The following is a 24,605-nucleotide window of genomic DNA, read 5'->3' on the forward strand; positions in this document are numbered from 1 at the left end:
GGCCCCGATGCGCTTGCTGACCCTGACGGCAATTCTGGTTTTCGTGGTCGATCAGGCCACGAAATACCTTGTGGTCTTCGGGCTGGATCTGCGTACCAGACTGTCGATCGACGTGGTGCCGCCATTCCTGAATTTCCGCATGGCGTGGAATCGCGGCGTAAATTTCGGCCTGTTCACCCAAGAGACCGATATCATGCGCTGGGTGCTGGTGGCGCTGGCGCTGGGGATCGCGGGGTGGGTCGCCTTCTGGGCCCGCCGGGCCCCGCGCGCGCCGCGGGTTCTGCTGTCGGCCGGTCTTTTGGTCGGGGGCGCGCTGGGCAATGTGGCGGACCGGATCTTTCTGGGCGCGGTGGCGGATTTTCTGAACATGTCGTGCTGCGGGATTCGGAATCCCTATTCCTTCAACGTGGCCGATATCGCCATTTTCGCGGGGGCGGCGGGGCTGCTCCTGTTCACCGAGGGCAAGAAGACCCCGTGACGCGCCCCCGGCCATGCGCTAAAGAAGGCCGAAGACAGGTGCCAAGATCGGGTGCAAAAGACGTGTGGAGGAGGCCGGGATGCGTGGTTCGCGCGTGGTGATTATGATCTCTGTGATGGCGGCGCTGGCGCTGGCCGGCTGCGCGGGCGACAAGCAGCCCGAGCTGATGAACATCCGTGCCTCCACCATCACACCGGATGAATTCGCGATCCTGCCGAACAAGCCCATCGCCATGCCCGAGGATCTGGCCGCCCTGCCGGCGCCCACACCGGGCGGGTCGAACCGGGTGGACCCCACCCCCGAGGCCGACGCCGTCGCCGCGCTTGGCGGCAATCCCGCGCGGCTGGCGGTGACCGCCATTCCGGCCTCTGACGGCGCGCTGATGGCGCAGGCCACGCGGTTCGGCACGGCCACGGATATCCGTCAGACCCTGGCGGCCGAGGATCTGGACTATCGCCGGCGCAACGACGGCCGGCTGCTGGAACGGGTGTTCAACGTCAATGTCTATTACAAGGCCTACCGCAAGCAATCGCTCGACCAGCACGCGGAGCTGAACCGCTGGCGCCAGTTGGGCGTGCGTAACGTGGGCGCCCCGCCCGCGCCGGAATAGCACGCTCACAACCCTGTGGTCGGCCTTGCACCCGCGCGATATTGTCATAGCTTAACCGTGCATCAACCCGGAGTCCTGCCATGCTGCGCCATATCGGCCGGTGCCTGAGCACCTTTGTCCTTTTGCCGCTTCTGGTCCCGGCCGCGTTTGCGGATACGGTGACGGATTTCACCCTTGATAACGGGATGCAGGTCGTGGTGATCGAGGATCACCGCGCCCCGGTCGTCGTCCACATGGTCTGGTACAAGGTCGGCGCTGCGGACGAACCTGCGGGCAAATCCGGGATCGCGCATTTTCTGGAACATCTGATGTTCAAGGGCACCGATGCCTATCCGGCGGGGACGTTTTCCGACATTGTCGAGGCAAATGGCGGGTCCGACAACGCGTTCACCTCGTGGGATTATACGGCCTATTTTCAGCGCATCGCGGCCGACCGTCTGGCCCTGATGATGCAGATGGAGGCCGACCGGATGGAGGGGCTGACCCTGTCGGAAACCGACGTGCTGACCGAACGCGACGTGATTCTGGAAGAGCGCAACCAGCGTACCGAGAACAGCGCCGCCGCCTTGTTCAGCGAACAAAGCCGCGCGGCGCAGTACATGAACCACCCCTATGGCATCCCGATCATCGGCTGGCGGGCCGAGATGGAAACCCTGTCGCGCGCCGACGCGCTGGCCTTCTACCGTGCCAACTATGCCCCGAGTAACGCGATTCTGGTGGTGGCGGGCGATGTGACCCCCGATGCGGTGCGCGCGCTGGCCGAAGACTATTACGGCCCGCTGGCGCCCAGCGACGCGGCCATGCCCCGCGCCCGCCCGCAAGAGCCGCCGCAACTGGCCGAGCGGCGGCTGCGCTTTGCCGATCCGCGCGTGGCACAGCCCTATGTCATGCGCACCTATCTGGCGCCCGAGCGGGACGCGAGCGACCAAAAGACCGCGGCGGCGCTGGTCTATCTGGCCGAATTGCTGGGCGGCGACGGCGCGACCTCGCTTCTGGGTGAGCGGCTGCAATTCGACACCCAGACCGCGCTTTACACCGCCGCGTTCTATGATGGCGGGTCGATGGATGACACGACCTTCGGTCTGGTGGTGGTGCCGGCCGAGGGCGTCAGCCTGCAACAGGCCGAGGACGCGATGGACGGGGTGATCGCCGAATTTCTGGACACCGGTGTGGATGCGCAGAAATTCGACAGCCTGAAAATGCAGATGCGGGCCGCGAATATCTATGCCGACGACAACATTCAGGGCCTGGCCCGCAAATATGGCGAGGCGCTGGCCATAGGGTTGCGGGTGCGGGACGTGCAGGACTGGCCCGAGGTGCTGCAACAGGTTACGCCCGACGATGTGATGACGGCGGCCCATATGGTCTTTGACCGCGACAAGGCCGTGACCGGCTGGCTGATGCGCGACGATGCGCCGGAGGTGACCCAATGATCCGTTTCGCCGTTGCCTGTGTTCTGACACTTCTGGTGTCGCTGCCCGTTCGCGCGGCGGTGGACATTCAGGAAATCACCTCGCCCGGCGGGATCGACGCCTGGCTGGTGGAAAGCCACGAGATCCCCTTCGTCGCGCTGGAGATCCGGTTCAAGGGCGGTGCCAGTCTGGACGCGCCGGGCAAGCGCGGGGCGATCAACCTGATGACCGGACTGCTGGAGGAAGGCGCGGGCGATCTGGATGCGCGCGGCTTCGCCACCGCGCGCGATGCGCTGGCCGCGTCGTTCAAGTTCGATGTCTATAACGATGCGCTGTCGGTTTCGGCGCAGGTCCTGACCGAAAACCGGGATCAGGCGGTCGATCTGCTGCATCAGGCGCTGATTGCGCCGCGGTTTGACGACGACGCGGTGGAACGTGTGCGCGGGCAGGTCCTGTCGTCGATCCGGTCGGATGAAAAGGACCCCGACAAGATCGCCTCGCAGACCTTCAACGCGCTGGCCTTCGGCGATCACCCTTACGGTACGGCACCGGATGGGACAGCGGACAGTCTGGCCGCACTGACCCGCGACGACCTGATCGCCGCCAAGGACCGGGTGATGGCGCGCGACAGGCTGTACGTCTCGGCGGTGGGGGACATTTCGGCGGCGGAACTGGGCGCGCTGCTGGACCGGCTGTTTGCCGGGCTGCCGGACACCGGCGCGCCGATGCCCGGCCCGGCCGACTATCAACTGGGCGGCGGCGTGACCGTGGTGCCGTTCGACACACCGCAATCGGTGGCTGTGTTCGGCCACGAAGGCATCGCGCGGCGCGATCCCGATTTCTTTCCGGCCTTCGTTCTGAACAGCGTTCTGGGCAGCGGCGGGTTTTCGTCGCGGCTGATGGAGGAGGTGCGCGAAAAGCGCGGGCTGACCTACGGTGTCTATTCTTACCTCTACACGATGGACCATGCCAATCTGGTGCTGGGGCAGGTGGCGTCGGCCAACAATCGCGTGGCCGAGGCGATCGGCGTGATCCGGGACGAATGGGCCAAGGCCGCGGCCGAAGGTGTGACGCAAGACGAGCTGGACGCGGTCAAGACCTATCTGACCGGCGCCTATCCGCTGCGGTTCGACGGCAACGAGCGGATTGCCAACATCATGGTGGGCATGCAGATGGAGGGGTTGGGCGTGGATTACATCGCCACCCGCAACGACAAGGTGAATGCCGTGACGCAGGCGGATCTGCGCCGGGTGGCGGCCCGCCTGCTGGATGCCGACGCGCTGCATTTTGTGGTGGTGGGGCAGCCCAAGGGGCTGGAGAGCACCAACTGAACCGGTGGTTTTTTCGAAATGCCGCCCGTTCCGGGCGATTCCTTTCATCTCGCCGCCAAGGGCGGCTCGGGTATGCCTCCGGCGGGGATATTTGTGCGAAGAAGAAGCAGGGGGTGTGAAACCCCCATGGTCGAATCGGGATTGGGCGTGCTAATTCTTGTGGTATGAATTCGCCCCACCCCAACATAAGCGCTGAGCCGCCGGTCATTCGGCAGCTGGACGAGGCCGCGATCAACCGGATCGCGGCCGGTGAGGTGGTCGAGCGCCCGGCCTCGGCGGTCAAGGAACTGGTCGAGAATGCGCTGGATGCCGGGGCGCGGCGTGTCGAGGTGGCGATTTCGGATGGCGGCAAGACGCTGATCCGGGTCAGCGATGACGGGCACGGGATCGCGGCGCGGGATCTGCCGCTGGCGCTGTCGCGCCATGCCACGTCCAAGATCGACGGTTCGGATCTGTTGAATATCCACACCTTTGGTTTCCGGGGCGAGGCGCTGCCGTCGCTGGGGGCGGTCGGGCGGTTGAAGATCACCTCGCGCGCGGGTGGCGCCGCGGCAGAGATCGCGGTGTCGGGCGGGCAGGTGGCGCCGGTGAAGCCTGCGGCACTGACGCGCGGCACGGTGGTCGAGCTGCGCGATTTGTTCTATGCCACGCCTGCGCGACTGAAGTTTCTGCGTTCCGACCGGGCCGAGACCCAGGCGATTTCCGATGTGGTCAAGCGGCTGGCCATGGCCGAGCCGTTTGTCGGCTTTACCCTGCGCGATCTGTCGGGCGGTGGCGAGGGGCGGGTGACGTTCCGGGCCGATGCCGAATCCGGCGACATGTTCGACGCGCTGCACGGGCGGCTGGCGCGGGTGCTGGGCACCGAGTTCGCCGAGAACAGCCTGCCCATCGATGCCGAGCGCGAGGGGCTGCATCTGACCGGCTATGCCGCGTTGCCGACCTATTCGCGGGGGTCTGCGGTGGCGCAGTATCTGTTCGTCAACGGGCGGCCGGTGCGCGACAAGCTGTTGGTGGGGGCGTTGCGCGGCGCCTATGCCGATTTCCTGAGCCGGGACCGGCATCCGGCGGCGGCGCTGTTTCTGGATTGCGATCCGCATCTGGTGGATGTGAACGTGCATCCGGCCAAGGCCGAGGTCCGGTTCCGCGATCCGGGGGTGGCGCGCGGGTTGATCGTGTCGGCGCTGCGCCATGCGCTGGCGGCGGCGGGGCACCGGGCGTCGAGCACCGTGGCCGGGGCGACGCTGGGCGCGATGCGGGTGGAACCCGTGGGGCCGGCGCGGGTCTATCAGATGGATCGCCCGTCGCCCGGCGCATTGCGGGCCAGCCATGGCGCGCAGGCGCCGCAGGATATGCCGGGTTTTGCCGAGGCGGCGGCACCATCGGGCCGGGTCGAGGAGACCGGGGTCGAGGCCGCCGATCTGCCGCTGGGCGCGGCACGGGCGCAGGTGCATGAAAATTACATCATCGCCCAGACGGCGGGCGGCATCGTGATCGTTGATCAGCACGCGGCGCATGAGCGGCTGGTCTATGAAAAGCTCAAGCGTCAGATGGCCGAAAACGGTGTGGCGGCGCAGGCGTTGCTGATCCCCGAGATCGTCGAGATGTCGCAAGGCGATTGCGCGCGGTTGTTGGAGGTTGCGGGCGATCTGGCGCAGCTGGGGCTGGTGATCGAGCCGTTTGGCGGCGGGGCGGTGGCGGTGCGTGAAACCCCGGCCATTTTGGGCGAGGTGAACGCGGGTGCGATGCTGCACGACATTCTGGATGAGCTGGACGATCTGGGCGACAGCCAAAGCGTGAAGGCGCGGATCGAGGCGATCCTGAGCCGCGTGGCCTGTCATGGCTCGATCCGGTCGGGCCGCTGGATGCGCGGCGAGGAGATGAACGCGCTGCTGCGCGAAATGGAGGCCACGCCGCATTCGGGCCAGTGCAATCACGGGCGGCCCACCTATGTGGAACTGAAACTGTCTGACATCGAAAGGCTGTTCGGACGCACATGATCCAGATCGGCGATCAGAGCTATATGTTGAACGACCCGCTGGTGCTGGCGGTGCTGGTCGTGGCGGGCGTTATCGGGCTGGTGCTGATACTGCTGGTGATGGCGGTGCGCCGGGCCGGGCAGTCGGCGCAGATGAGCGCGCCGCTGATCTATCAGATGGATCAGCTGGGCCGCAGCGTTCAGATGCTGTCGGACGGGCAGCAGCAGCTTGCCGGCGGGCTGAACCATGTGTCAGAGGCGCAGGCGGCAAGCCAGACCAACATGCTGCACCTGATGGAGCAGCGCCTGGCTGACGTGACCCGCGTGATGGGCGAGAACCTGCAGGGCACCGCCACCCGCACGGCGCGCAGTCTGGGCGATTTGCAGCAACGGCTGGAAACCATCGACAAGGCGCAGGCGAATATCGAGAAACTGTCGGGCGATGTCCTGTCCTTGCAGGATATTCTGTCGAACAAGCAGACCCGCGGCGCGTTCGGCGAGATTCAGTTGAATGATATCGTCGGCAAGGCGCTGCCGTCGGACAGCTATACGTTGCAGGCGACGCTTTCGAATGGCAAGCGGGCCGATTGCCTGATCCATCTGCCGAACCCGCCGGGGCCGATCGTGGTCGACAGCAAATTCCCGCTGGAGGCGTACGAGGCGCTGCGCCGCGCCAACACGCAGTGGGAACTGAACGAGGCCGCCAAGCAGTTGCGCACCTCGGTCAAGGGGCATATCCGCGCGATTTCCGAGCGCTACATCATCGAAGGCGAAACCGCCGACGGCGCGCTGATGTTCCTGCCGTCCGAGGCCGTTTACGCCGAATTGCACGCCAATTTCCCCGAACTGGTGCGCGAAGGCTTTGCCGCGCGGGTCTGGATCGTGTCGCCGACCACCTGCATGGCCACGCTGCACACGATGCGCGCGATCTTGAAGGATGCGCGGATGCGCGAACAGGCCGGCGCCATCCGCAAGACTCTGCGCCAGCTTCACCGCGATGTGGAAATCGTGGTCGAGCGGGTGGGCAAGCTTAACACCCATTTCGCCCAGGCGCGCGGCGATCTGGACGGGATCAGCACCGCCGCCGAGCGGGCGGGCAAGCGCGCGGCACGGCTGGACAATTTCGATTTCGAAGAGGTCCCCCCCGAGAGCGTGGAACCGGTTGTGCCGCTGGCAAAGCACGACTGACATGTATCTCCTCTTGTGCATCTGTGCTGAAGGGGCGAAACTGCCCTGACCCTGTCGGGAGGAATGAAATGCTTGAAATCAACCCCAGTAAAGTTGCCTACGTGATCCTTCGCGCGCGTGAAATCGACGTGAAGGTGGGCCGTTGGGACAGCCCCGGCGACACGGCGGATGCCGATACGATCCTTGAGGCACGCGCAGGCGATGCCACCGAAGCCGAGCTGCGCGCCTTCATCGACGCGCTGAACGCGGATGAAAAGGCCAGTCTGGTGGCGCTGATGTGGATCGGCCGCGATACCTATAGCGTGGACGATCTGGACGAGGCGATCCAGACCGCCAGGGACGAGGCGACCACCCCCACGGCAGACTATCTGCTGGGGGTGCCGCTGCTGCCGGACTATCTGGAAGACGGGCTTGATAAGCTCGACCTGTCGGTGACCGACCTCGAAGAAGACCTGTACTAGGGCTCAGCCCTTCAGGTGGTCGACCACATGAAGATGCTGTGCAAGCCGGCCGGTGGTTTCCATCCAGCGGGCCACCAGTTTCGGGTCGCTTGGTGCCGCGCTGACCCCGGCGGGGATTTCACGGTTCAGAACCGCCTCGACCGCCAGCGACACAGGCACCGACACCAGCCGCGCCATCGCGGTGCTGCGTACGTCGCCCCAGGCGTCCATCACATAGGTCTTGTGATATACGGGGGCGCCGTTGCGCGTGACCTTTAGCGCGACGCACAGCACCACGCGGTCGGGTTCGCCTTCGTCATAGGCGTTTTCGGTCCAGAACTGATCCGACATCTCTTTCAGCCGCGCGTCGCCTTCGGGGCCTTCCAGCGTCTCGACCTCTTTGAATACATCGCCCCAGGCGTCGGCCCAGCCGTTCAGCCGCAGGGTGCCGCGCACGAAGCTTTTGACCTTCCAGCCCGGCTCGAACCCGTAGTCTGCCATGAAGGGCAGTGAATCGCGGTTCGGATAGACCTCGAAGCTTTCGGGTTGCGGCAGGGGTGCGGTATAGCTGCTGATCGCATCCCAGGGCCGCGCCACATCCAGCGTCGAAAAATCCCGGATCGAGCGCGAGGCGGAGCGCAGCGCCTTCAGCACGCCCAGCGGCGACCAGCTGAACTTGTAGCGGAACGGGTTCGGTTCTTTCGGCACCCCGCCGCAATACGAAATGAATTCATATTCATTGGCGGCATTATAGCTGCCCGAGGCGCGGTAATCGGCCATCAGCCAATGCGCCATGACATGGTCAATGCCGGGGTCCAGCCCGACCTCGTTGACCAGCGCCACACCTGCCGCGCGCGCGGCATCGTCCAGCGCGCGCATCTCGGGCGCGATATAGCTGGAGGATACGAAATGCGCGCCCTTGGCGATCGCCAGTTCGGCCAGCGGCACATGCCATTCGGCGGGCAGCATGGACACCACCACATCGCCCTTGGCCAATGCCTCGGCCAGATCGTCGATGGCGAAGATGCGGATGTCGGCGGTCAGGTCGCCCACTGCCGCCTGCGCCTTGTCGCGCGTGCGGTTCCAGACGGTCACATCATGGCCCGCTTCGATCAGCCGCCGCAGGCCGGGAATGGCGGAAAGGCCGGTGCCGCACCAATGGATTGTCATTGTGTTGTCCTTTATGCCGTCACTTATAGATCAGTTTGGCCAGAACGATCGCCCCGACCAGAAGAACCGAGATCACATTAGCAATGATCAGCGGCCAGGAGGCCAGCAGAATGCCATAGGCAAGCCAAAGGCTGACCGTCATCAAAATCAGCAGATTGGTCCAGAGCGAAAGGTCCCTGGTCGCTTTGGTCTTCCAGGTTCTGAAGGCCTGCGGCAACCAGCAGATCGTGCCCAGCCCAGCCGCTGCAAAGCCGATGACATCGGTGGTGTTGGCCATGTGACCTTCCTCAGACATTTTTGACATGCATGTCGAACTCGGCCTTGGCCCGACCCCAGAGACCTGTGTCCAGAGTGTCGAGCGTCAGCAGCGAAGGCAAGAGCTGCCCGGCGTAATCTTGCGACGATTCGACCGGCAGCATCGACGGCAGGTTGTCGATCGCCATCACATCCAGCACCGGGTCGGTGGCCACGCGCAGAACGGGGGCTTCCCATGTGGTGGCGCGGTCATAGACGGGGACCGGGTTATAATCGCTGTCGGGGTCGCAGGCGACATCGCCGATGGCGGTCAGCCTGCGCTCGGCCGTCAGGGCCGAGGCGGGCACGAAAACGGGCGTGCCGGGGCGCGCGAAGATGCAATTGAGGAACAGGTCATGGGTCAGCAGCTCGGGGAAGGGGCCACCGCTGGCGGTTTCGGCCATGTCCCATTTGGTAACGGCGACGCCCATTGCTTCGCACAGATCCGCAGCCCCCGTGCCGACGCGCCCCAGCGCGCCGATGACGATGGCCCTGGGGCGGGCGGCGTCGCCGAGATCCATGGCCAGATCGGCCAGCAGGGCCTCTTTGCCGGGATAGGCACCGACCGGGCCGCAGATTGCGCCGCGCTGCTGGGCGGCCCAGGCCTTCAGCGTGACCGCAGCACCGGCATAGCCCGCCCAATAGCCGAAGGCGGCGACGCGGCGCCCGGCCTCGTCCACCAGATATTCCAGATCATACAGGGTGCCGCCGCCGGCCTTGAACCGCTGCAACAGCGCCTTGCCCGAATGCTGCCCCTTGTAGGCGTGGCCGAACATGATGTGGCGGTGCGGCAGGGGGGTGCCATCCTCGGGCAGTTCTTTCAGGCCAAAGATGATCGCGTCCTGCGGCGCGTCGGGCCAGGCGTTTTCGGGGGCGATGCCGCAGCCTGCGGCGCGGTAGCCGTCGATCGGGATCGCGCGGGTTGCGCTTTGCTCGACCGTCACGCGAATACCCTTGTCCAGCAGCGCCCTGGCCCCATCGGGGGTCAGGCCCACACGTTCCTCATGCGGGCGCTGTTCGGCCCGGACCCACAGATGCGTCATCGGCTGTCTCCTTCGTCTTCACATCCTCCCTAGGCCATTGATCGGGCGGGGCCAAGGGTTGGCGTTTCGTGCGCGTGGCTGTTAGGTCTGGGCGCAGACCCTTCCCCGACCGCAGGTGTGCCATGACCCCCGATCCCGACCGTTTCCTTGCCAGTCTGCACGCCTTGCGCCGGATCGGCGCGGTGGGCGACGGCGTGGTGCGCCCGGCCTATTCCGACAGCGATATCGCGGCCCGAAAATGGCTGGCGGATCAGTTCGCCGCGGCCGGGCTGACACCGTATTTCGATCCCGTGGGCAACCTGTTCGGGTTGGCCGATGGACCCGGCCTGCTGATAGGCTCGCACAGCGACACGCAGCCCGAAGGCGGCTGGCTGGACGGTGCTTATGGCGTGATGGCGGCGCTGGAGATCGCCCGCACCGCGCGGGCGGCCGGCGGGCCGCCGGTTTCGGTCGTCAGCTTTCAGGACGAAGAGGGCCGGTATGGTGTGACCACCGGCAGTACCGTCTGGGCCGGCGGGCGGACATTGGCCGAGGCCGATACGCTGATCGCGCCCGATGGCAGCAACTTTGCCGCGGGGCGGGCCCGGATGGCCGATCTGGTGACGGGCGATTTCATATCCCCCGCGCGGTTCACCGGGTTCATTGAGGCGCATATCGAACAGGGCCCCTATCTGGACACGGCGGGCGCGGCGATCGGCGTCGTGCGGTCGATCGTCGGGATCCGCGACATGCGGATCACGTTCGAGGGCCAGCAGAACCATGCCGGCACCACGCCCATGCATCTGCGCCGCGATGCGTTTCAGGGGTTGGTGGCGTTCAACGCGCGGATCAACGCGCGGTTCAGGAATGTCGTTTTGCCCGAAACCGTCTGGACCATTGGCCATGTCACCCTGTCGCCCAACGGCGCCTCGGCGGTGCCGGGCAAGGCGGTGTTTTCGATGCAGTGGCGCGACGGCGACAGCGACCGCCTGACCCGGATGGAGGCGATCATCCGCGACAGCGCGGCAGAGGTGGCCGCCGAGCGCGGGTTGAGCCTGAGCTTTGGTCCGATGCTGGGGCTGGAGCCGGTGGCGATGGATGCGCGGCTGGCGGGTGCGCTGGCGGAGGCGGCCGAGGCCGAGGTGCCGGGCCGCTGGCGGCACATGCCGTCGGGCGCGCTGCACGACACCACCAACCTGGCGCGGCACATGCCGGTGGCGATGCTGTTCGTGCCGTCGATCGGCGGGGTGAGCCACAGTTTCGACGAGGATACGAAAGAGGCTGATCTGGTGACCGGGCTGAAGGTGCTGGCCGGGGCGGTGGCGCGGCTGGGCTGACCGGATCGACGCCCTGCGGGCGACGCCTTTGCATGCCGCGCGCGGGCGCGCGGGACAGGGGGCTTCTGCCCCCTCAGGCCCTGCCGGGCCTTTCACCCCCGAGGATACTTGTACGAAAAAGAAGCGGGGTCAGGTCCAGGCGACATCGCCCAGAAACAGATAGCCCGCGCCGTAGATCGTTTTGATCAGGCGGGGGTTGCGCGGGTCTTCGTCCAGCTTGGTCCGCAGACGCGAGATGCGCACATCCATCGCCCGGTCAAAGCTTTCGCCGGCCGCGCCGCCCAGCGATTCCTGCATCTGCGCGCGCGAGATCAGGCGTTTGGGGCTTTCGAGGAAGAGGCGCAGCACCTCGCCCTCGGCGTGGGAGAAGGGCACGTCGCGCCCGTCGGGCGCGGTCAGCACATAGCGGTCGAAATGCGCGGTCCAGCCTTCGAACCGGGCGGTGGCGGCGGTGGGGCCGGTCTCGCGCCCCTTGCGCAGGCGGGCGCGGACGCGGGCCACGACCTCGGCCGGATCGAACGGTTTGATGATGTAGTCGTCGGCGCCCAGTTCCAGTCCTGTCACCCGGTCCTGCACCTGCGCGCGGCCCGAGATGATGATGATCGCGGCACCGGATTCGAGGGCCAGCCGGTGTACCAGCGCCAGCCCGTCGCGGTCGGGCAGGCCGAGATCGACAAGGCAGACATCGGGCGCGGTGCGGGGCAGGGCGGCCTCGAATTCCGTGGCGCGGGCGAAGCTTGCGGTGCGAAAGCCCGCATCGCCCAACGCTTCGGACAGCATCTGCCGGATTTGCGGCTCGTCGTCCAGAATCGCGATCATCGGGGCGGTGGTCATGTGGTGGGCTCCGGGGACAGGAAGCGGGCCAGTTCCTGTGCGCTGAAGGGTTTGGCGATCAGCGGATGCCGCGTGGCGGCGGCGCGGCGCAGGCTGTCGGCGGCGGGCAGCGCGCTCATCAGCAGGCGCTGGGCTGGGTGATCCTTGGCCGCCAGCGCATCGAGCAAGGCCGCGCCGGTCCGCCCGCCGCCCAGCATGATATCCGACAGCACCAGATCGATGCCGGGCAGATCGGCCAGCGCCTCGGCTTCGTCGGCGCGGGCGGCTTCGATCACCGCATGGCCCAGCCCGATCAGCATCTCGCGCACGGTTTCGCGGATTTCCGGCGAATCCTCGACCAGCAGCACCAGTTTCGGGTCGGCGCCTTCGACCGCCAGGCGCAGCGGCAGGCGCAGGGTGACGCAGGCGCCGGCCGGGCCGTTGCCCAGCGTGATGCGCCCGCCGCACAGTTTGGTCAGGTCATAGACCACCGACAGGCCCAGGCCGGTGCCGTCCTGCCCCTTGGTGGAAAAGAACGGATCGAGCGCATGGATCAGCGCTGCGTCGCTGAAACCGGGGCCGGTATCGGTGACGGTGATTTCGGCCCAGGTATCGCCCAGCGCGCGGGCGGTCAGGCTGATCTGGCCGGGCCCTGTGCCGATCGCGTCGCGGGCGTTCAGGATCAGGTTCAGCAGCGCGTCCTGCAGCGCACCCGCGTCAAGCATCAGGGGGCCAGGGAATGGACCGGTTTCGATATGCAGGGCCATGCCGTCGGGCAGGGCGGGGGCGGCAAGGGTGTGCAGATCGGCCAGAAAGACGGCCAGGTCGGTGGGTTCGGGGCGCATCTGCCGCTGGCCCGAGATCGACGCGATCCGGTCGAGCAGCGTGCCGCCGCGCCGGGCCGCGGCCTGGGTGGCGGCGATCAGCTCTTGCGCGCGGGGGGCGGGCGCGACCCGTTCCAGCCGGCTTTGCAGTCCCAGGATGATGGTCAGAAGATTGGCGAAATCATGCGCCATCCCCGAGGTCAGATGCGCGGCCAGTTCGCGCTTGTGGGTCTGGGTCAGGGCGGCGCGGGCCTGGGTTTCTTCGGTGACGTCCATCGACAGGATATAGACCCCGTTCACCGCCCCGTCGGGGCCGAGTTCGGGGGTGAAGGCCGCGCGGATGCGGCGGCCGCTTTCCTCGTGGTTGAATTCGAACACGCTGGGTTCGGCGGCCAGGGCGCGTTGCAGGTGCGGGGCGATCTTGGCGAAGGCCTCGTCGCCCAGGGCCTGGGCCGCGTGCAGCCCGACGATATCGTTGGGGCGGCTGGGCATCACCATGCCAAGGCGGCGGTTAGAATAGGTGTAATGCCCGTCGGTGCCCAGATGGGCGATATGGGCGGGCATCATTTCGGTGACCATCCGGGTGCGCGCCTCCATCTCGGTCAGCTGGCGCTTGGCCTCTTCAAGCGCGGCATTGGTGGCGGCCAGTTCGCGGTTGGTCTGGGCCAGTTGTTCGGCATGGGACAAAAGCTGATCCGACAGCTCCTCTGACCGGGTACGCAGCAGTTGTTCCTGACGCTTGATCCCGGTGATGTCGGTATAGACCGTGACCCAGCCACCCTGCGGTAGCGGGCTGCCCTCGACGCTGATGGTGCGGCCGTTGGCGCGGGTGCGTTCCATGTAATGGGCCTGAAAGGCGCGGGCCTGATCGACCCGGTCCGCAACAAAGGTGGCGGGGTCGTCGACCTCGCCGTATTCGCCGCGTTCGACCAGAAAGCGGATCGTATCCCGGAAACCGGCGCCGGGGGTGACCAGGGCGCTGGGCAGGTCGAACATTTCGCGGAACATGCGGTTGCAGACCGCCAGCCGCAGATCGGCGTCATAGATCGACAGCGCCTGCTGAATCAGGTTCAGCCCGGCCTCTGTCATACGCGCGCGGTCTTTTGCGACTGTCTGCATCCTGTTGTCCTCCCGCCCCTTGGCTAGCATCGCGGCGAGGGCGCGAAAAGCAAATCCGCGTGCTGTTACAATTCGTAAGAATTGCGCAAAAGTCAGGAAAAGTTTGACCGTCACTCAGAAACAGTCACGCTAAGTGGACGCAAGAATCGCAACGAAATGCGATCGGCGCCGCCGGAACCTCGGCGCAGGGAGGAGAAGTCTTGACCACGCAAACAGCGCCTTCGGGCGAATTGTGTTCCGTGCCCGCATTGCTGGCGCGCAACGCCCGTATCCACGGTGCAAGCCCCGCCTACCGGGAAAAGGAATTCGGGATCTGGCAAAGCTGGACCTGGATCGAAGCGGCCGAAGAAATCCGCGCGATGGCGCTGGGCTTTCTGGCGCTGGGGATGGACCGCGGGGATTACGTGGCGATCATCGGCCGCAACCGGCCCGCGCATTACTGGGCGATGGTGGCGGCGCAGATGTGCGGTGCGGTGCCCGTTCCGCTGTATCAGGATGCCGTGGCCGAAGAGATGGCCTATGTGCTGGACAATTGCGGCGCGCGCTTCGTGGTGTGCGGCGATCAGGAGCAGGTCGACAAGGTCATCGACGTGCAGGACCAGATCCACCATATCGAGCAAGTTTTATATAACGACAAGCGTGGGATGCGGAAATACGACCATACCCATCTGAACTGGTTGCACGACATCCAGGCCGAGGGGCGCGCCGCCCACACCCGGCTGGAGGCGGAGCTGGACGCGCGCATCGCCGAGCTGACCTGGGATCATACCTGCGTGATGCTTTACACCTCGGGCACCACGGGTAAGCCGAAAGGCGTGGTCCTGTCGAACCGCAACATCATCGAGACCTCGAAAAACACCGCTGAATTCGACCATCTGACCCACACGGACGAGGTGTTGGCCTATCTGCCGATGGCCTGGGTCGGCGATTTCATCTTTTCCGTCGGTCAGGCGATGTGGACGGGGTTTTGCGTCAACTGCCCCGAAAGCCCCGACACGATGATGACCGATCTGCGCGAGATCGGGCCGACCTATTATTTCGCCCCGCCGCGCATCTTCGAGACCCAGCTGACCAATGTGATGATCCGGATGGAGGATGCGGGCGCCTTCAAGAAACGGCTGTTCGACAGGTACATGGCAGTGGCGCGCAGGGTCGGCCCCGCCATTCTGGACGGCAGGCCGGTGGGCGGGCTGGACCGGCTGCGCTATTGGCTGGGCAATTTTTTCGTTTACGGGCCGCTGAAGAACACGCTGGGTTTTTCGCGGGTCCGGGTGGGCTATACTGCGGGCGAGGCGATCGGCCCCGAGATTTTCGAGTTTTACCGCAGCCTCGGGATCAATCTGAAACAGCTTTACGGTCAGACCGAGGCCAGCGTGTTCATCACCCAGCAGCCCGACGGCCAGGTGCGCCCCGATACGGTCGGTGTGCCCAGCCCCGGCGTCGAGGTGAAGATCGGCGAGAATGGCGAGGTATACTATCGCAGCCCCGGCACCTTCGTTGAATATTTCAACAACCCCGAAAGTACGGCGGACACCAAGGATGCCGAAGGCTGGGTCGCCACGGGCGATGCGGGATTCTTCGAGGAAGGCACCGGCCACCTGCGGATCATCGACCGCGCCAAGGATGTGGGCAAGATGGCCGATGGCAGCCTGTTCGCGCCGAAATATGTAGAGAACAAGCTGAAATTCTATCCCGATATCCTGGAGGCCGTGGTTTTCGGCAATGGCCGCGAGATGTGCATCGCCTTCATCAATATCGACCTTACGGCGGTCGGCAACTGGGCCGAGCGTAACAATATCGCCTATGCGTCCTATCAGGAACTGGCCGGTCATCCGCGGGTGCTGGACACGGTCCAGGCCCATGTCGAAGAGGTGAACCGCAGCGTGGCCGAAGATACGATGCTGTCGGGTTGTCAGATCCACCGCTTTCTGGTGCTGCACAAGGAACTGGACGCCGATGACGGCGAGCTGACCCGCACCCGCAAGGTTCGCCGCACCATCATCGCCGAGAAATACGCAGACCTCATTGCGGCGCTCTATGACGGGTCGGCCAGCGTCCATACCAAAACCGAAGTGACGTATGAGGACGGGCGCAAGGGCGCGATCACCGCAACGCTGGAGCTGCGCGACGCGGCTGTGGCCGAGCCTCAGCACAAGAGGATGGCGGCGGAATGAAAGACATGACCGAAGGGTACACCACTGCAGATGGCCGCAAGATCGGCGGCGTTCTGATGGAGATGCGCAATATCACCCTGCGTTTTGGCGGGGTGGTGGCGATCAAGGACATCTCCTTCGACATCCGCGAAGGCGAGATCCGCGCGATCATCGGCCCCAATGGTGCGGGCAAGTCGTCGATGCTGAACGTGATTTCGGGCTTCTATGTGCCAAGCGAGGGCGAGGTCTGGTTCCACGGGCAGCGCCGCCCGCAGATGAAGCCCTATCAGGTGGCGCGTCAGGGCATTGCCCGCACGTTCCAGAACATCGCGCTGTTCAAGGGCATGAGCACGCTGGACAACATCATGACCGGGCGCATGACGCTGATGAAAACCGGGATGGCGGCACAGGCGCTGTGGTGGGGCCGCGCCCAGCGCGAGGAAAGCGAGCACCGCGAGAAGGTCGAAAAGATCATCGACTTTCTGGAAATTCAGACGATCCGCAAGACGCCGGTGGGTCGTCTGCCGTACGGGCTGCAAAAACGGGTCGAACTGGGCCGCGCGCTGGCCGCCGAACCGCGGCTGTTGCTGCTGGACGAACCCATGGCCGGCATGAACGTCGAGGAGAAAGAGGATATGAGCCGCTTCATCCTGGATGTGAACGACGAATTCGGCACCACCATCGCCCTGATCGAGCATGACATGGGCGTGGTGATGGATTTGTCCGACCGGGTGGTGGTGATGGATTACGGCAAGAAGATCGGCGACGGCACCCCGGCCGAGGTGCGCGGCAATCAGGACGTGATCGACGCCTATCTGGGGGTAAGCCATGACTGACGGCACATATCCCGGCCCGGTGGAACACCTGACAAGGGGGGCACGACATGCCTGAGCAACTTCTTTTCGCGATAGAGGTCACGCTGAACGGCCTGATGGCGGGTGTGATGTATGCGCTGGTGGCGCTTGGCTTCGTTCTGATCTTCAAGGCAAGCGGCATTTTCAACTATGCACAGGGCGTGCTGGCGCTGTTCGCGGCGCTGACGCTGGTCGGGCTGCAACAGGGCCAGGTGCCGTTCGCGCATCTGATCAACGCGATCTTCGGCACCGATGTGCATCACTTCGGCTGGCACCTGCCGGGGCTGGTGGCGATCGTGCTGACCGTGGGGGTGATGGTGCTGCTGGCGATTGCCATCAACAAGTTCATCCTGCGGCATCTGGTCAACCAGGAACCGATCATCCTGTTCATGGCCACGATCGGTCTGGCCTATTTTCTGGAAGGTTTCGGCGACATCATGTGGGGGGCCGAGATCAAGAAGCTGGATGTCGGGCTGCCGCAGGGCATGTCGGAAATCATCGACAACGTGACCTATAACATCTTCGGTTACGGGTTCTTCATCGACCGGCTGGATATCGTGGCCACGGTGATCGCCGCGCTTCTGGTCGTGTCGCTGACGCTGTTTTCGCAATACTCGAAACAGGGCCGGGCGTTGCGCGCGGTGGCCGACGACCATCAGGCGGCGCTGTCGGTCGGCATCTCGCTGCGCTTCATCTGGGTGCTGGTCTGGTCCATCGCCGGGTTCGTGGCGCTGGTGGCGGGCATCATGTGGGGCACGAAATCGGGGGTGCAGTTTTCACTGTCGCTGATCGCGCTGAAGGCGCTGCCGGTGTTGATGCTGGGCGGCTTCACCTCGATCCCAGGCGCGATTGTCGGCGGGCTGATCATCGGGGTGGGCGAAAAGCTGTTTGAATTCACCATCGGCCCGATGATGGGCGGCGCGACCGAGAACTGGTTCGCCTATGTGCTGGCGCTTCTGTTTCTCGTCTTCCGGCCGCAGGGCCTGTTCGGCGAAAAGATCATCGAGAGGGTGTAAGCCATGTTCTATCGCGAAGCAGGTGACTTCAAGACGTCCTACGCTGAGGACAGCCAGACCTTTCCGATCAAGTTCGACCGGATGCGCTATTACGTCGTGCTGGCGGTGGCTTTCGGGATCATTCCCTTTGTCATCAACGACTATTGGGCCAATGCGGTTCTGCTGCCGTTTCTGATCTATTCGATCGCCGCAATCGGGCTGAACATCCTGACCGGCTATTGCGGGCAGGTCAGCCTTGGCACCGGCGGTTTCATGGCGGTGGGGGCCTATGCCTGCTACAAGCTGATGACGGCCTTTCCCGACATCAGCATCTTTATCCATGTGCTGCTGGCGGGCGGTGTCACGGCGCTGGTCGGGGTGGCGTTCGGGTTGCCCAGCCTGCGGATCAAGGGGTTCTATCTGGCGGTTGCGACGCTGGCCGCGCAGTTCTTTCTGGTGTGGCTGTTCAACAAGGTGCCGTGGTTTTACAATTATTCGGCCTCGGGCCAGATCAATTCGCCCGAACGCACATTGCTGGGCGTGGCGATCACCGGCCCCAATGCCACCGCCATGGCGAAATACCTGTTCTGTCTGGTGATCCTGGTGGCGCTGGCCTGGGTGGCGCGCAACCTGACGCGCGGTACGGTCGGGCGCAGCTGGATGGCGATCCGCGACATGGACATCGCGGCGGAAATCATCGGGGTGAACCCGCTGAAGGCCAAGCTGACCGCCTTTGCGGTATCATCCTTCTTTGTCGGTGTCGCGGGTGCGCTGTTCTTCAGCGTCTATCTGGGCGCGGTCGAGGTGGGCGAGGCCTTCGGCATCCAGAAATCGTTCCTGATCCTGTTCATGGTGATCATCGGCGGGCTTGGGTCCATCTTCGGCAGCTTTGCGGGCGCGGCGTTTCTGGTGCTGCTGCCGGTGCTGCTGAAGAACGTCTTCGTCGGCGCACTGGGCTGGCCCATCGATCTGGCCGCACATCTGGAACTGATGATCCTGGGCGCGCTGATCATCGTCTTTCTGATCGCCGAGCCGCACGGGCTGGCCCAACTGTGGCGCGTGGCGAAAGAGAAGCTGAGACTTTGGCCCTTTCCGCATTAGGGCGGGGCCGGAATTGGGCAGAGCGCCGGGAACAGGCGCCTGTCACCCCCGCGAAACGGGGCATATCGGACAACCCAATGGGAGGAGAAAACCGATGAAGATGAAACTGGCAACTATGGCGTTCGGGGCGGTCATGGCCGCGGCACCGGCGATGGCGGATCTGGTGTTTCCGTCGCTCAGCTATCGCACCGGGGCCTATGCGGCGGGGGGCATCCCCTATGCCGACGGCTATGCCGACTATTTCACCCTGGTCAACGAGCGTGACGGCGGTATCGGCGGGGTCAAGGCGAAGGTCATCGAATGCGAGACCGCCTATAACACCGAAAAAGGCGTGGAGTGTTACGAGGCCACCAAGGGCGAGGGCGCGCTGGTCTATAACCCGCTGTCGACCGGGATCACCTATCAGCTGATCCCGAAGGTCACGGCGGATGGCATTTCGCTGTACACGCCGGGTTACGGGCGCACCTCGGCCGCCAATGGCAAGGTGTTTTCCAACGTGTTCAACTTTCCGGCCAACTACTGGAACGGCGCGTCGCTGGTCGTCAACCACCTGCTGGATATCAACGGCGGTGACATCAACGGCAAGAAGATCGCGCTGATCTATCACAACTCGGCCTATGGCAAAGAGCCGATCCGCACGCTGGAGGAGCTGTCGGCCAAGCACGGGTTCGACCTGACCACCATCGCGGTGGATCATCCGGGCCAGGAGCAAAAGTCGCAGTGGCTGCAGATCCGGCGCGAGCGGCCCGATTACGTGGTCATGTGGGGCTGGGGCGTGATGAACCAGGTCGCGGTGCAGGAGGCCGCCAATATCCGCTTTCCGATGGAAAACTTCATCGGCGTGTGGTGGTCGGGTGCCGAGCATGACGTGATGCCGGCGGGCGACAAGGCCGATGGCTACAAGGCGGTGACCTTCCACAATGTGGGCGCCGATTTCCCGGTCTTCGACGATGTGCAGACCTATGTCGTGGACAAGGGGCTGGCCGCCGGCGCGGGCAACAATATCGGCACCGCGGTCTACAACCGGGGCTTCTATGCCGCGATGCTGATGACCGAGGCCGCCCGCAAGGCGCAGGAGATTCACGGCACGCCGAATATCGACGCGGCGATGATGCGCGACGGGATCGAGGCGCTGGAGATCACCGAAGAGCGGATGACCGAGCTGGGCATGCCGAATTTCGGTCCGGCCTTCAAGGTGAGCTGCGAAAACCACGGCGGCCCCGGCACCGGCGCGATCCAGCAATGGGACGCGAAGGCGCAAAGCTGGTCGCTGATTTCGGACTTCGGGCCGTCGGACATGGCGGTGATCCAACCCCTGATCGACGCCGACAGCCAGGCCTATGCCGCCGAAAACGGCATCGCCGAGCGCTGCAACTAAGCGCTTTTTCCCGGCCGCCGCATTGCGTGGCGGCCGGGGATTTCGAGTATTTTTGCCGAGAAGAAGAGGGGGCGTCGGGCCTGTCCGACGACCGCCGCAACAAGGTGACAGACCATGCTGGATGCCGCACAGACCGACGAGACCCTTTTGGAGGTCAACAATATCGAGGTGATCTATAATCACGTGATCCTTGTGCTGAAAGGGGTCAGCCTGAGCGTGCCCAAGGGTGGAATTACCGCGCTTTTGGGGGGCAACGGGGCGGGCAAGACCACCACGCTGAAGGCGATTTCCAACCTGCTGCGGTCGGAGCGGGGCGAGGTCACCAAGGGGTCGATCATCTATCGCGGCGAGGGCGTGCAGGATCTGGCGCCGTCCGATCTGGTAAAGAAGGGCGTCATCCAGGTGATGGAAGGGCGGCATTGTTTCGAGCATCTGACGGTCGAGGAAAACCTGCTGACCGGCGCCTATACCCGGACCGGGGGCAAGGGTGCGATCGCCGCGGATCTGGAGATGGTTTACGATTACTTCCCGCGTCTCAAAGAGCGGCGCAAGAGTCAGGCGGGCTATACCTCTGGCGGCGAGCAGCAGATGTGCGCCATTGGCCGCGCGCTGATGAGCCGGCCCGAGATGATCCTGCTGGACGAGCCCAGCATGGGGCTGGCGCCGCAACTGGTCGAGCAGATCTTCGAGATCGTGAAATCGGTGAACGAGAAAGAGGGCGTCAGTTTCCTGCTGGCCGAGCAGAACACCAACGTGGCGCTGCGTTATGCCCACTACGGCTATATTCTGGAATCCGGGCGCATCGTGATGGACGGCCCGGCGAAGGAACTGCGCGAGAACCCGGATGTGAAGGAATTCTATCTCGGCATGTCCGATGAGGGACGCAAAAGTTTCCGCGATGTGCGCAGCTATCGGCGGCGCAAGCGGTGGTTGAGTTGAGAGGGGGCGGGCGCATGGCCTATTTCGACGATCTGGAAACCCGTTCGGCCGATCAGCGCGCCGCCGATCTGGCCCGCGTGCTGCCCCGGCAGATCGCCCGTGCGATGGGTGCGCCGGGGATCGCGGCCCTGTTGGGCGATGTGGAACCGGAGGCCATCACCGATATAGGGGCGCTGGCGGCGCTGCCGGTGATCCGCAAGTCGGAACTGAGCGCGGCGCAGGCGGCGAATGCGCCCTTTGGCGGATTCACCACCGCACCGGCGGCGGGCTTCGATCATATCTTTCAGTCGCCGGGGCCGATCTATGAGCCCGGCCGGGTCAGCGACGACTGGTGGCGGATGGGCCGGTTTCTGAACGCCTGCGGCATCGGTCGGGGCGATATCGTGCAGAACTGTTTCGGCTATCATCTGACGCCTGCCGGGATGATATTCGAGAATGGCGCACGGGCGGTGGGGGCTGCGGTGCTGCCCGCGGGCACCGGGCAGACCGAGTTGCAGGTCCGCGCGGCGCATGACGTGGGGGTGACCGCCTATGCCGGAACGCCGGATTACCTGAAGGTGATCCTGGACAAGGCCGATGCGATGGGGCTGAATCTGTCGCGTCTGACGCGGGCGGCGGTGGGTGGCGGCGCGCTGTTCCCCAGTCTGCGGCAGGAATACGCGGATCGCGGCATTGCCTGTCTGCAATCCTATGCCACCGCCGATCTGGGCAATATCGCTTATGAAAGCCCGGCGATGGAGGGGATGATTGTCGACGAGGGCGTGATCGTCGAGATCGTGACCCCCGGCACCGGCACCCCGGTGGCCCCCGGCGAGGTGGGCGAGGTTCTGGTGACCACGCTGAACCCCGACTATCCGCTGATCCGCTTCGCCACCGGCGATCTGTCGGCGGTGATGGGCGGGCAAAGCCCCTGCGGACGCACCAATATGCGCATCAGGGGCTGGATGGGCCGGGCCGATCAGACCACCAAGATCAAGGGCATGTTCGTGCGTCCCGAACAGGTGGCGGCCTTCGTCGCGCGCCATGCCGAGGTGGCCCGCGCCCGCGTTATCGCCACCCGCGAGGGCGAGATGGATGTGATGACCGTGCAGGTGGAAACCGATGCCAGCGATCCCGCGCCCTATGCCGCCTCGGTGTCAGAGGTTCTGAAGCTGAAGGGCCGGGTTGAGATCATGGGCCGGGGCAGCCTGCCCAATGACGGCAAGGTGATCGACGACCAGCGCGATTACCGCAAATAGGCGGATGGATTTCGGGCCCTGCTTTTCGCGCAAAGCAGGGCCCGAATATGGTATTTCACGACGACCCGCCCTCTGACTGGCGGGGGCCTATTTCTGATAGATATAAGTGCCCGGCGCATCGTCCATCGGCGGCAGGCCCATATCGGGCGCACCCATCGCGGGCGGCGTGACATTTTCCCCGTTGTTCTTGCTGTGCAGCCATGCGCCCCAGTCTTCCCACCAGGAACCGGGTTTCTTTTCATGCTGGCTGATCCAGGTGTCGGGATCCATATAAAGCTTGCCCGCCGTGCGGTGGCCGATCCGGTAGTGCCGGCCCCTGTGCCCCGGCTCGCTCAGGATGCCGCCATTGTGGCCGCCCTTGGTCAGCACGAAGGTCAGTTCGCTGTCGGTGAACAGCGCGGTTTTATAAACCGAATGCCAGGGCGCGATATGATCCTTTTCGGTGCCCACCACGAAGAAGGGCGCGGTGATGTCCTTCAGCGCGATCACCCGACCCTCGACCGCGAACCGGCCCGAGGTCAGGCGATTTTCCAGAAACAGTCCGCGCAGATATTCCGAATGCATCCGATAGGGCATCCGCGTGGCGTCGGCATTCCAGACCGAGATGTCGAATTCCTCGTCTTCGGCACCCAGCAGGTAACGGCGCACCGCGCGGGTCCAGATCAGATCCTCGGCCCGCAGGGCACGGAAGGTGCCGGCCATCTGCTCTTGCTTCAAAAAGCCCTGATCCCACATCATGTCTTCCAGAAAGGCGATCTGGCTTTCATCGAGGAACATCATCAGTTCGCCCGCTTCGGTGAAATCGGTCTGGGCCGCCAGCAGCGTGATCGAGGCCAGCCGGTCGTCGTGGTTGCGCGCCATGGTGGCCGCCGCGATCGACAGGATGGTGCCGCCCAGGCAATAGCCGCAGGCATGGACCTTTTGGTCGGGGATGATTTTCGTCACCGCGTCCAAGGCCGCCATCACCCCGTCTTCGCGGTAATCGTCCAGCGACAGTTCACGTTGATCGGCGGTGGGGTTGCACCACGAAATCATGAAGACGGTAAAACCCTGCCCGACCAGATAGCGCACAAGCGAGTTTTCCGGGCTGAGGTCAAGAATGTAGTATTTCATGATCCAGGCCGGCACGATCAGAACCGGCTCGGCCCGGACGGTCTCGGTCTGCGGGCTGTACTGGATCAGCTCGAACAGCTCGTTGCGGTAAACCACCTTGCCCGGGGTGCAGGCCAGGTTTTCGCCCACCTGATAGGTGCTCGAAGCGGTTGGCGGTTCATGGGTGATTTCGCGCATCATATCTTCGACGAAGTTGCGGCTGCCTTCCAGCAGGTTCCGGCCGCCGGTTTCCATCGTCTTTTCGATGATTTCGGGGTTTTGCAGCGGCGAGTTCGAGGGCGAGACCACATCGAGCATCTGCCGCGCCATGAAGGCCACGCGATCTGCGCTTTGCTTGCGGGTGCCGCGGACCTGTTCGGTGGCGCTGCCCCACCAGTCCTGAGTGGCCAGGAAGGACTGTTTCCAGAAGCAGAATGGCGGCTTGTCCCATCCGACGTGGTCGAAGCGGTGGTCATCGGGATGCGGATCGAAGGGCGGTGATTCCAGGTCGCTGCCCGGCATCCCGAGCGTATAGGCAAACAGTTTCCACAGGTTGGTCTGGGCGCGTTCGGCCAGTTCGATCTGGCGGCCCGGGGCGCGCGACAGGTGCAGCAGCCAGTCGGACAAAGCGGCGCTCGAGGCGTGGACCGACACGCCGTTGGTCACCCGCGCGGTCATTGCCCGCGCGGCGCGATCCAGCGTGTCCATCGGATGCGGATTGCCGGGGACGGGGTTTGGGCGCGGCAGTTTGTGCTTGGTCACCACAGCGGGGAGTTTCGGGACTTCGATGGTGGTGGGGGCGGTCTCGGCAGGATCGGAGGTGCTCATGGGTCACTCTCGGC

21 protein-coding genes are annotated in these 24,605 nt (G+C 64.6%); 15 read left to right on the forward strand and 6 right to left on the reverse strand.

The genetic code is table 11. The features are described 5' to 3' along the window. Positions 1–7 precede the first annotated feature (7 nt). The 7 genes from lspA (at position 8) to ACSR1C_RS02495 (ending at position 7,455) form a co-directional block, all read left to right on the forward strand. Positions 8–478 carry a signal peptidase II gene (gene lspA, locus ACSR1C_RS02465; protein WP_460257730.1) on the forward strand — a complete coding sequence of 157 codons (471 nt, stop codon included), beginning with the start codon at positions 8–10 and terminating at the stop codon, positions 476–478. Positions 479–557: 79 nt separating this feature from the next. Further along, a complete protein-coding gene (locus ACSR1C_RS02470; protein WP_460257731.1) occupies positions 558–1,088 on the forward strand; it encodes a DUF3035 domain-containing protein in 531 nt (176 codons plus the stop codon). Positions 1,089–1,168: 80 nt separating this feature from the next. Beyond that, positions 1,169–2,521: a M16 family metallopeptidase gene (locus ACSR1C_RS02475; protein ID WP_460257732.1), complete on the forward strand. Its 1,353-nt coding sequence runs from the start codon at positions 1,169–1,171 to the stop codon at positions 2,519–2,521. Then, positions 2,518–3,831: a M16 family metallopeptidase gene (locus ACSR1C_RS02480; RefSeq protein ID WP_460257733.1), complete on the forward strand. Its 1,314-nt coding sequence runs from the start codon at positions 2,518–2,520 to the stop codon at positions 3,829–3,831. The genes ACSR1C_RS02475 and ACSR1C_RS02480 overlap by 4 nt, the downstream gene beginning before the upstream one ends. A 164-nt stretch (positions 3,832–3,995) precedes the next feature. After that, positions 3,996–5,828: a DNA mismatch repair endonuclease MutL gene (gene mutL, locus ACSR1C_RS02485; protein WP_460257734.1), complete on the forward strand. Its 1,833-nt coding sequence runs from the start codon at positions 3,996–3,998 to the stop codon at positions 5,826–5,828. Next, positions 5,825–6,994, forward strand: coding sequence for a DNA recombination protein RmuC (locus tag ACSR1C_RS02490; protein WP_460257735.1), 1,170 nt, complete (start codon positions 5,825–5,827; stop codon positions 6,992–6,994). The genes mutL and ACSR1C_RS02490 overlap by 4 nt, the downstream gene beginning before the upstream one ends. Before the next feature lie 68 nt (positions 6,995–7,062). Then, the gene (locus tag ACSR1C_RS02495) at positions 7,063–7,455 is read left to right on the forward strand and encodes a DUF3775 domain-containing protein (protein WP_460257736.1); all 393 of its coding nucleotides are present in this window, start codon (positions 7,063–7,065) and stop codon (positions 7,453–7,455) included. Between the two features lie 3 nt (positions 7,456–7,458). On the opposite strand, the gene ACSR1C_RS02500 is transcribed toward ACSR1C_RS02495, so the two are convergent. The 3 genes from ACSR1C_RS02500 to ACSR1C_RS02510 are packed head-to-tail and all read right to left on the reverse strand — an operon-like array spanning position 7,459 to position 9,941. Further along, positions 7,459–8,604, reverse strand: a complete 1,146-nt coding sequence (locus tag ACSR1C_RS02500; RefSeq protein ID WP_460257737.1) for a saccharopine dehydrogenase C-terminal domain-containing protein — start codon at positions 8,602–8,604, stop codon at positions 7,459–7,461. Between the two features lie 19 nt (positions 8,605–8,623). Beyond that, positions 8,624–8,881, reverse strand: coding sequence for a SemiSWEET family sugar transporter (locus ACSR1C_RS02505; RefSeq protein ID WP_460257738.1), 258 nt, complete (start codon positions 8,879–8,881; stop codon positions 8,624–8,626). Positions 8,882–8,891: 10 nt separating this feature from the next. Beyond that, positions 8,892–9,941 carry a saccharopine dehydrogenase gene (locus ACSR1C_RS02510; protein WP_460257739.1) on the reverse strand — a complete coding sequence of 350 codons (1,050 nt, stop codon included), beginning with the start codon at positions 9,939–9,941 and terminating at the stop codon, positions 8,892–8,894. Positions 9,942–10,063: 122 nt separating this feature from the next. Between ACSR1C_RS02510 and ACSR1C_RS02515 the strand changes: the two genes are divergently transcribed. Next, positions 10,064–11,257 carry a hydantoinase/carbamoylase family amidase gene (locus tag ACSR1C_RS02515; protein WP_460257740.1) on the forward strand — a complete coding sequence of 398 codons (1,194 nt, stop codon included), beginning with the start codon at positions 10,064–10,066 and terminating at the stop codon, positions 11,255–11,257. Between the two features lie 129 nt (positions 11,258–11,386). Here ACSR1C_RS02515 and ACSR1C_RS02520 read toward each other — a convergent pair whose 3' ends face one another. Continuing rightward, entirely contained in the window at positions 11,387–12,091 is a 705-nt protein-coding gene (locus ACSR1C_RS02520) for a response regulator transcription factor (RefSeq protein ID WP_460257741.1), read from the reverse strand. Then, positions 12,088–14,013, reverse strand: a complete 1,926-nt coding sequence (locus ACSR1C_RS02525; protein WP_460257742.1) for a PAS-domain containing protein — start codon at positions 14,011–14,013, stop codon at positions 12,088–12,090. The genes ACSR1C_RS02520 and ACSR1C_RS02525 overlap by 4 nt, the downstream gene beginning before the upstream one ends. A 200-nt stretch (positions 14,014–14,213) precedes the next feature. Here ACSR1C_RS02525 and ACSR1C_RS02530 point away from each other — a divergent pair, with 200 nt between their 5' ends. From ACSR1C_RS02530 to ACSR1C_RS02560, 7 genes are all read left to right on the forward strand, one after another. Continuing rightward, entirely contained in the window at positions 14,214–16,187 is a 1,974-nt protein-coding gene (locus ACSR1C_RS02530; RefSeq protein ID WP_460257743.1) for an AMP-binding protein, read from the forward strand. Beyond that, complete coding sequence (locus tag ACSR1C_RS02535; protein ID WP_460257744.1) at positions 16,184–17,002, forward strand: ABC transporter ATP-binding protein; 819 nt, start codon at positions 16,184–16,186, stop codon at positions 17,000–17,002. Before ACSR1C_RS02530 ends, ACSR1C_RS02535 begins: the two co-directional genes overlap by 4 nt. 47 nt (positions 17,003–17,049) lie before the next feature. Beyond that, positions 17,050–18,036, forward strand: coding sequence for a branched-chain amino acid ABC transporter permease (locus ACSR1C_RS02540; protein ID WP_460257745.1), 987 nt, complete (start codon positions 17,050–17,052; stop codon positions 18,034–18,036). Positions 18,037–18,039: 3 nt separating this feature from the next. Next, positions 18,040–19,116 (forward strand): branched-chain amino acid ABC transporter permease, encoded by a 1,077-nt coding sequence (locus ACSR1C_RS02545; protein WP_460257746.1) that lies wholly within the window; start codon positions 18,040–18,042, stop codon positions 19,114–19,116. 94 nt (positions 19,117–19,210) lie between these two features. Continuing rightward, entirely contained in the window at positions 19,211–20,494 is a 1,284-nt protein-coding gene (locus tag ACSR1C_RS02550; protein ID WP_460257747.1) for an ABC transporter substrate-binding protein, read from the forward strand. Positions 20,495–20,608: 114 nt separating this feature from the next. After that, positions 20,609–21,433 carry an ABC transporter ATP-binding protein gene (locus ACSR1C_RS02555; RefSeq protein ID WP_460257748.1) on the forward strand — a complete coding sequence of 275 codons (825 nt, stop codon included), beginning with the start codon at positions 20,609–20,611 and terminating at the stop codon, positions 21,431–21,433. A 14-nt stretch (positions 21,434–21,447) separates the two neighbouring features. Then, on the forward strand, positions 21,448–22,671 hold the full coding sequence (locus ACSR1C_RS02560; RefSeq protein ID WP_460257749.1) for a phenylacetate--CoA ligase family protein: 1,224 nt from the start codon (positions 21,448–21,450) through the stop codon (positions 22,669–22,671). A gap of 87 nt (positions 22,672–22,758) precedes the next feature. Here ACSR1C_RS02560 and ACSR1C_RS02565 read toward each other — a convergent pair whose 3' ends face one another. Then, positions 22,759–24,591, reverse strand: a complete 1,833-nt coding sequence (locus tag ACSR1C_RS02565) for a PHA/PHB synthase family protein (protein WP_460257750.1) — start codon at positions 24,589–24,591, stop codon at positions 22,759–22,761. Positions 24,592–24,605 lie beyond the last annotated feature (14 nt).

This window comes from Actibacterium sp. D185-2 (assembly GCF_054954595.1).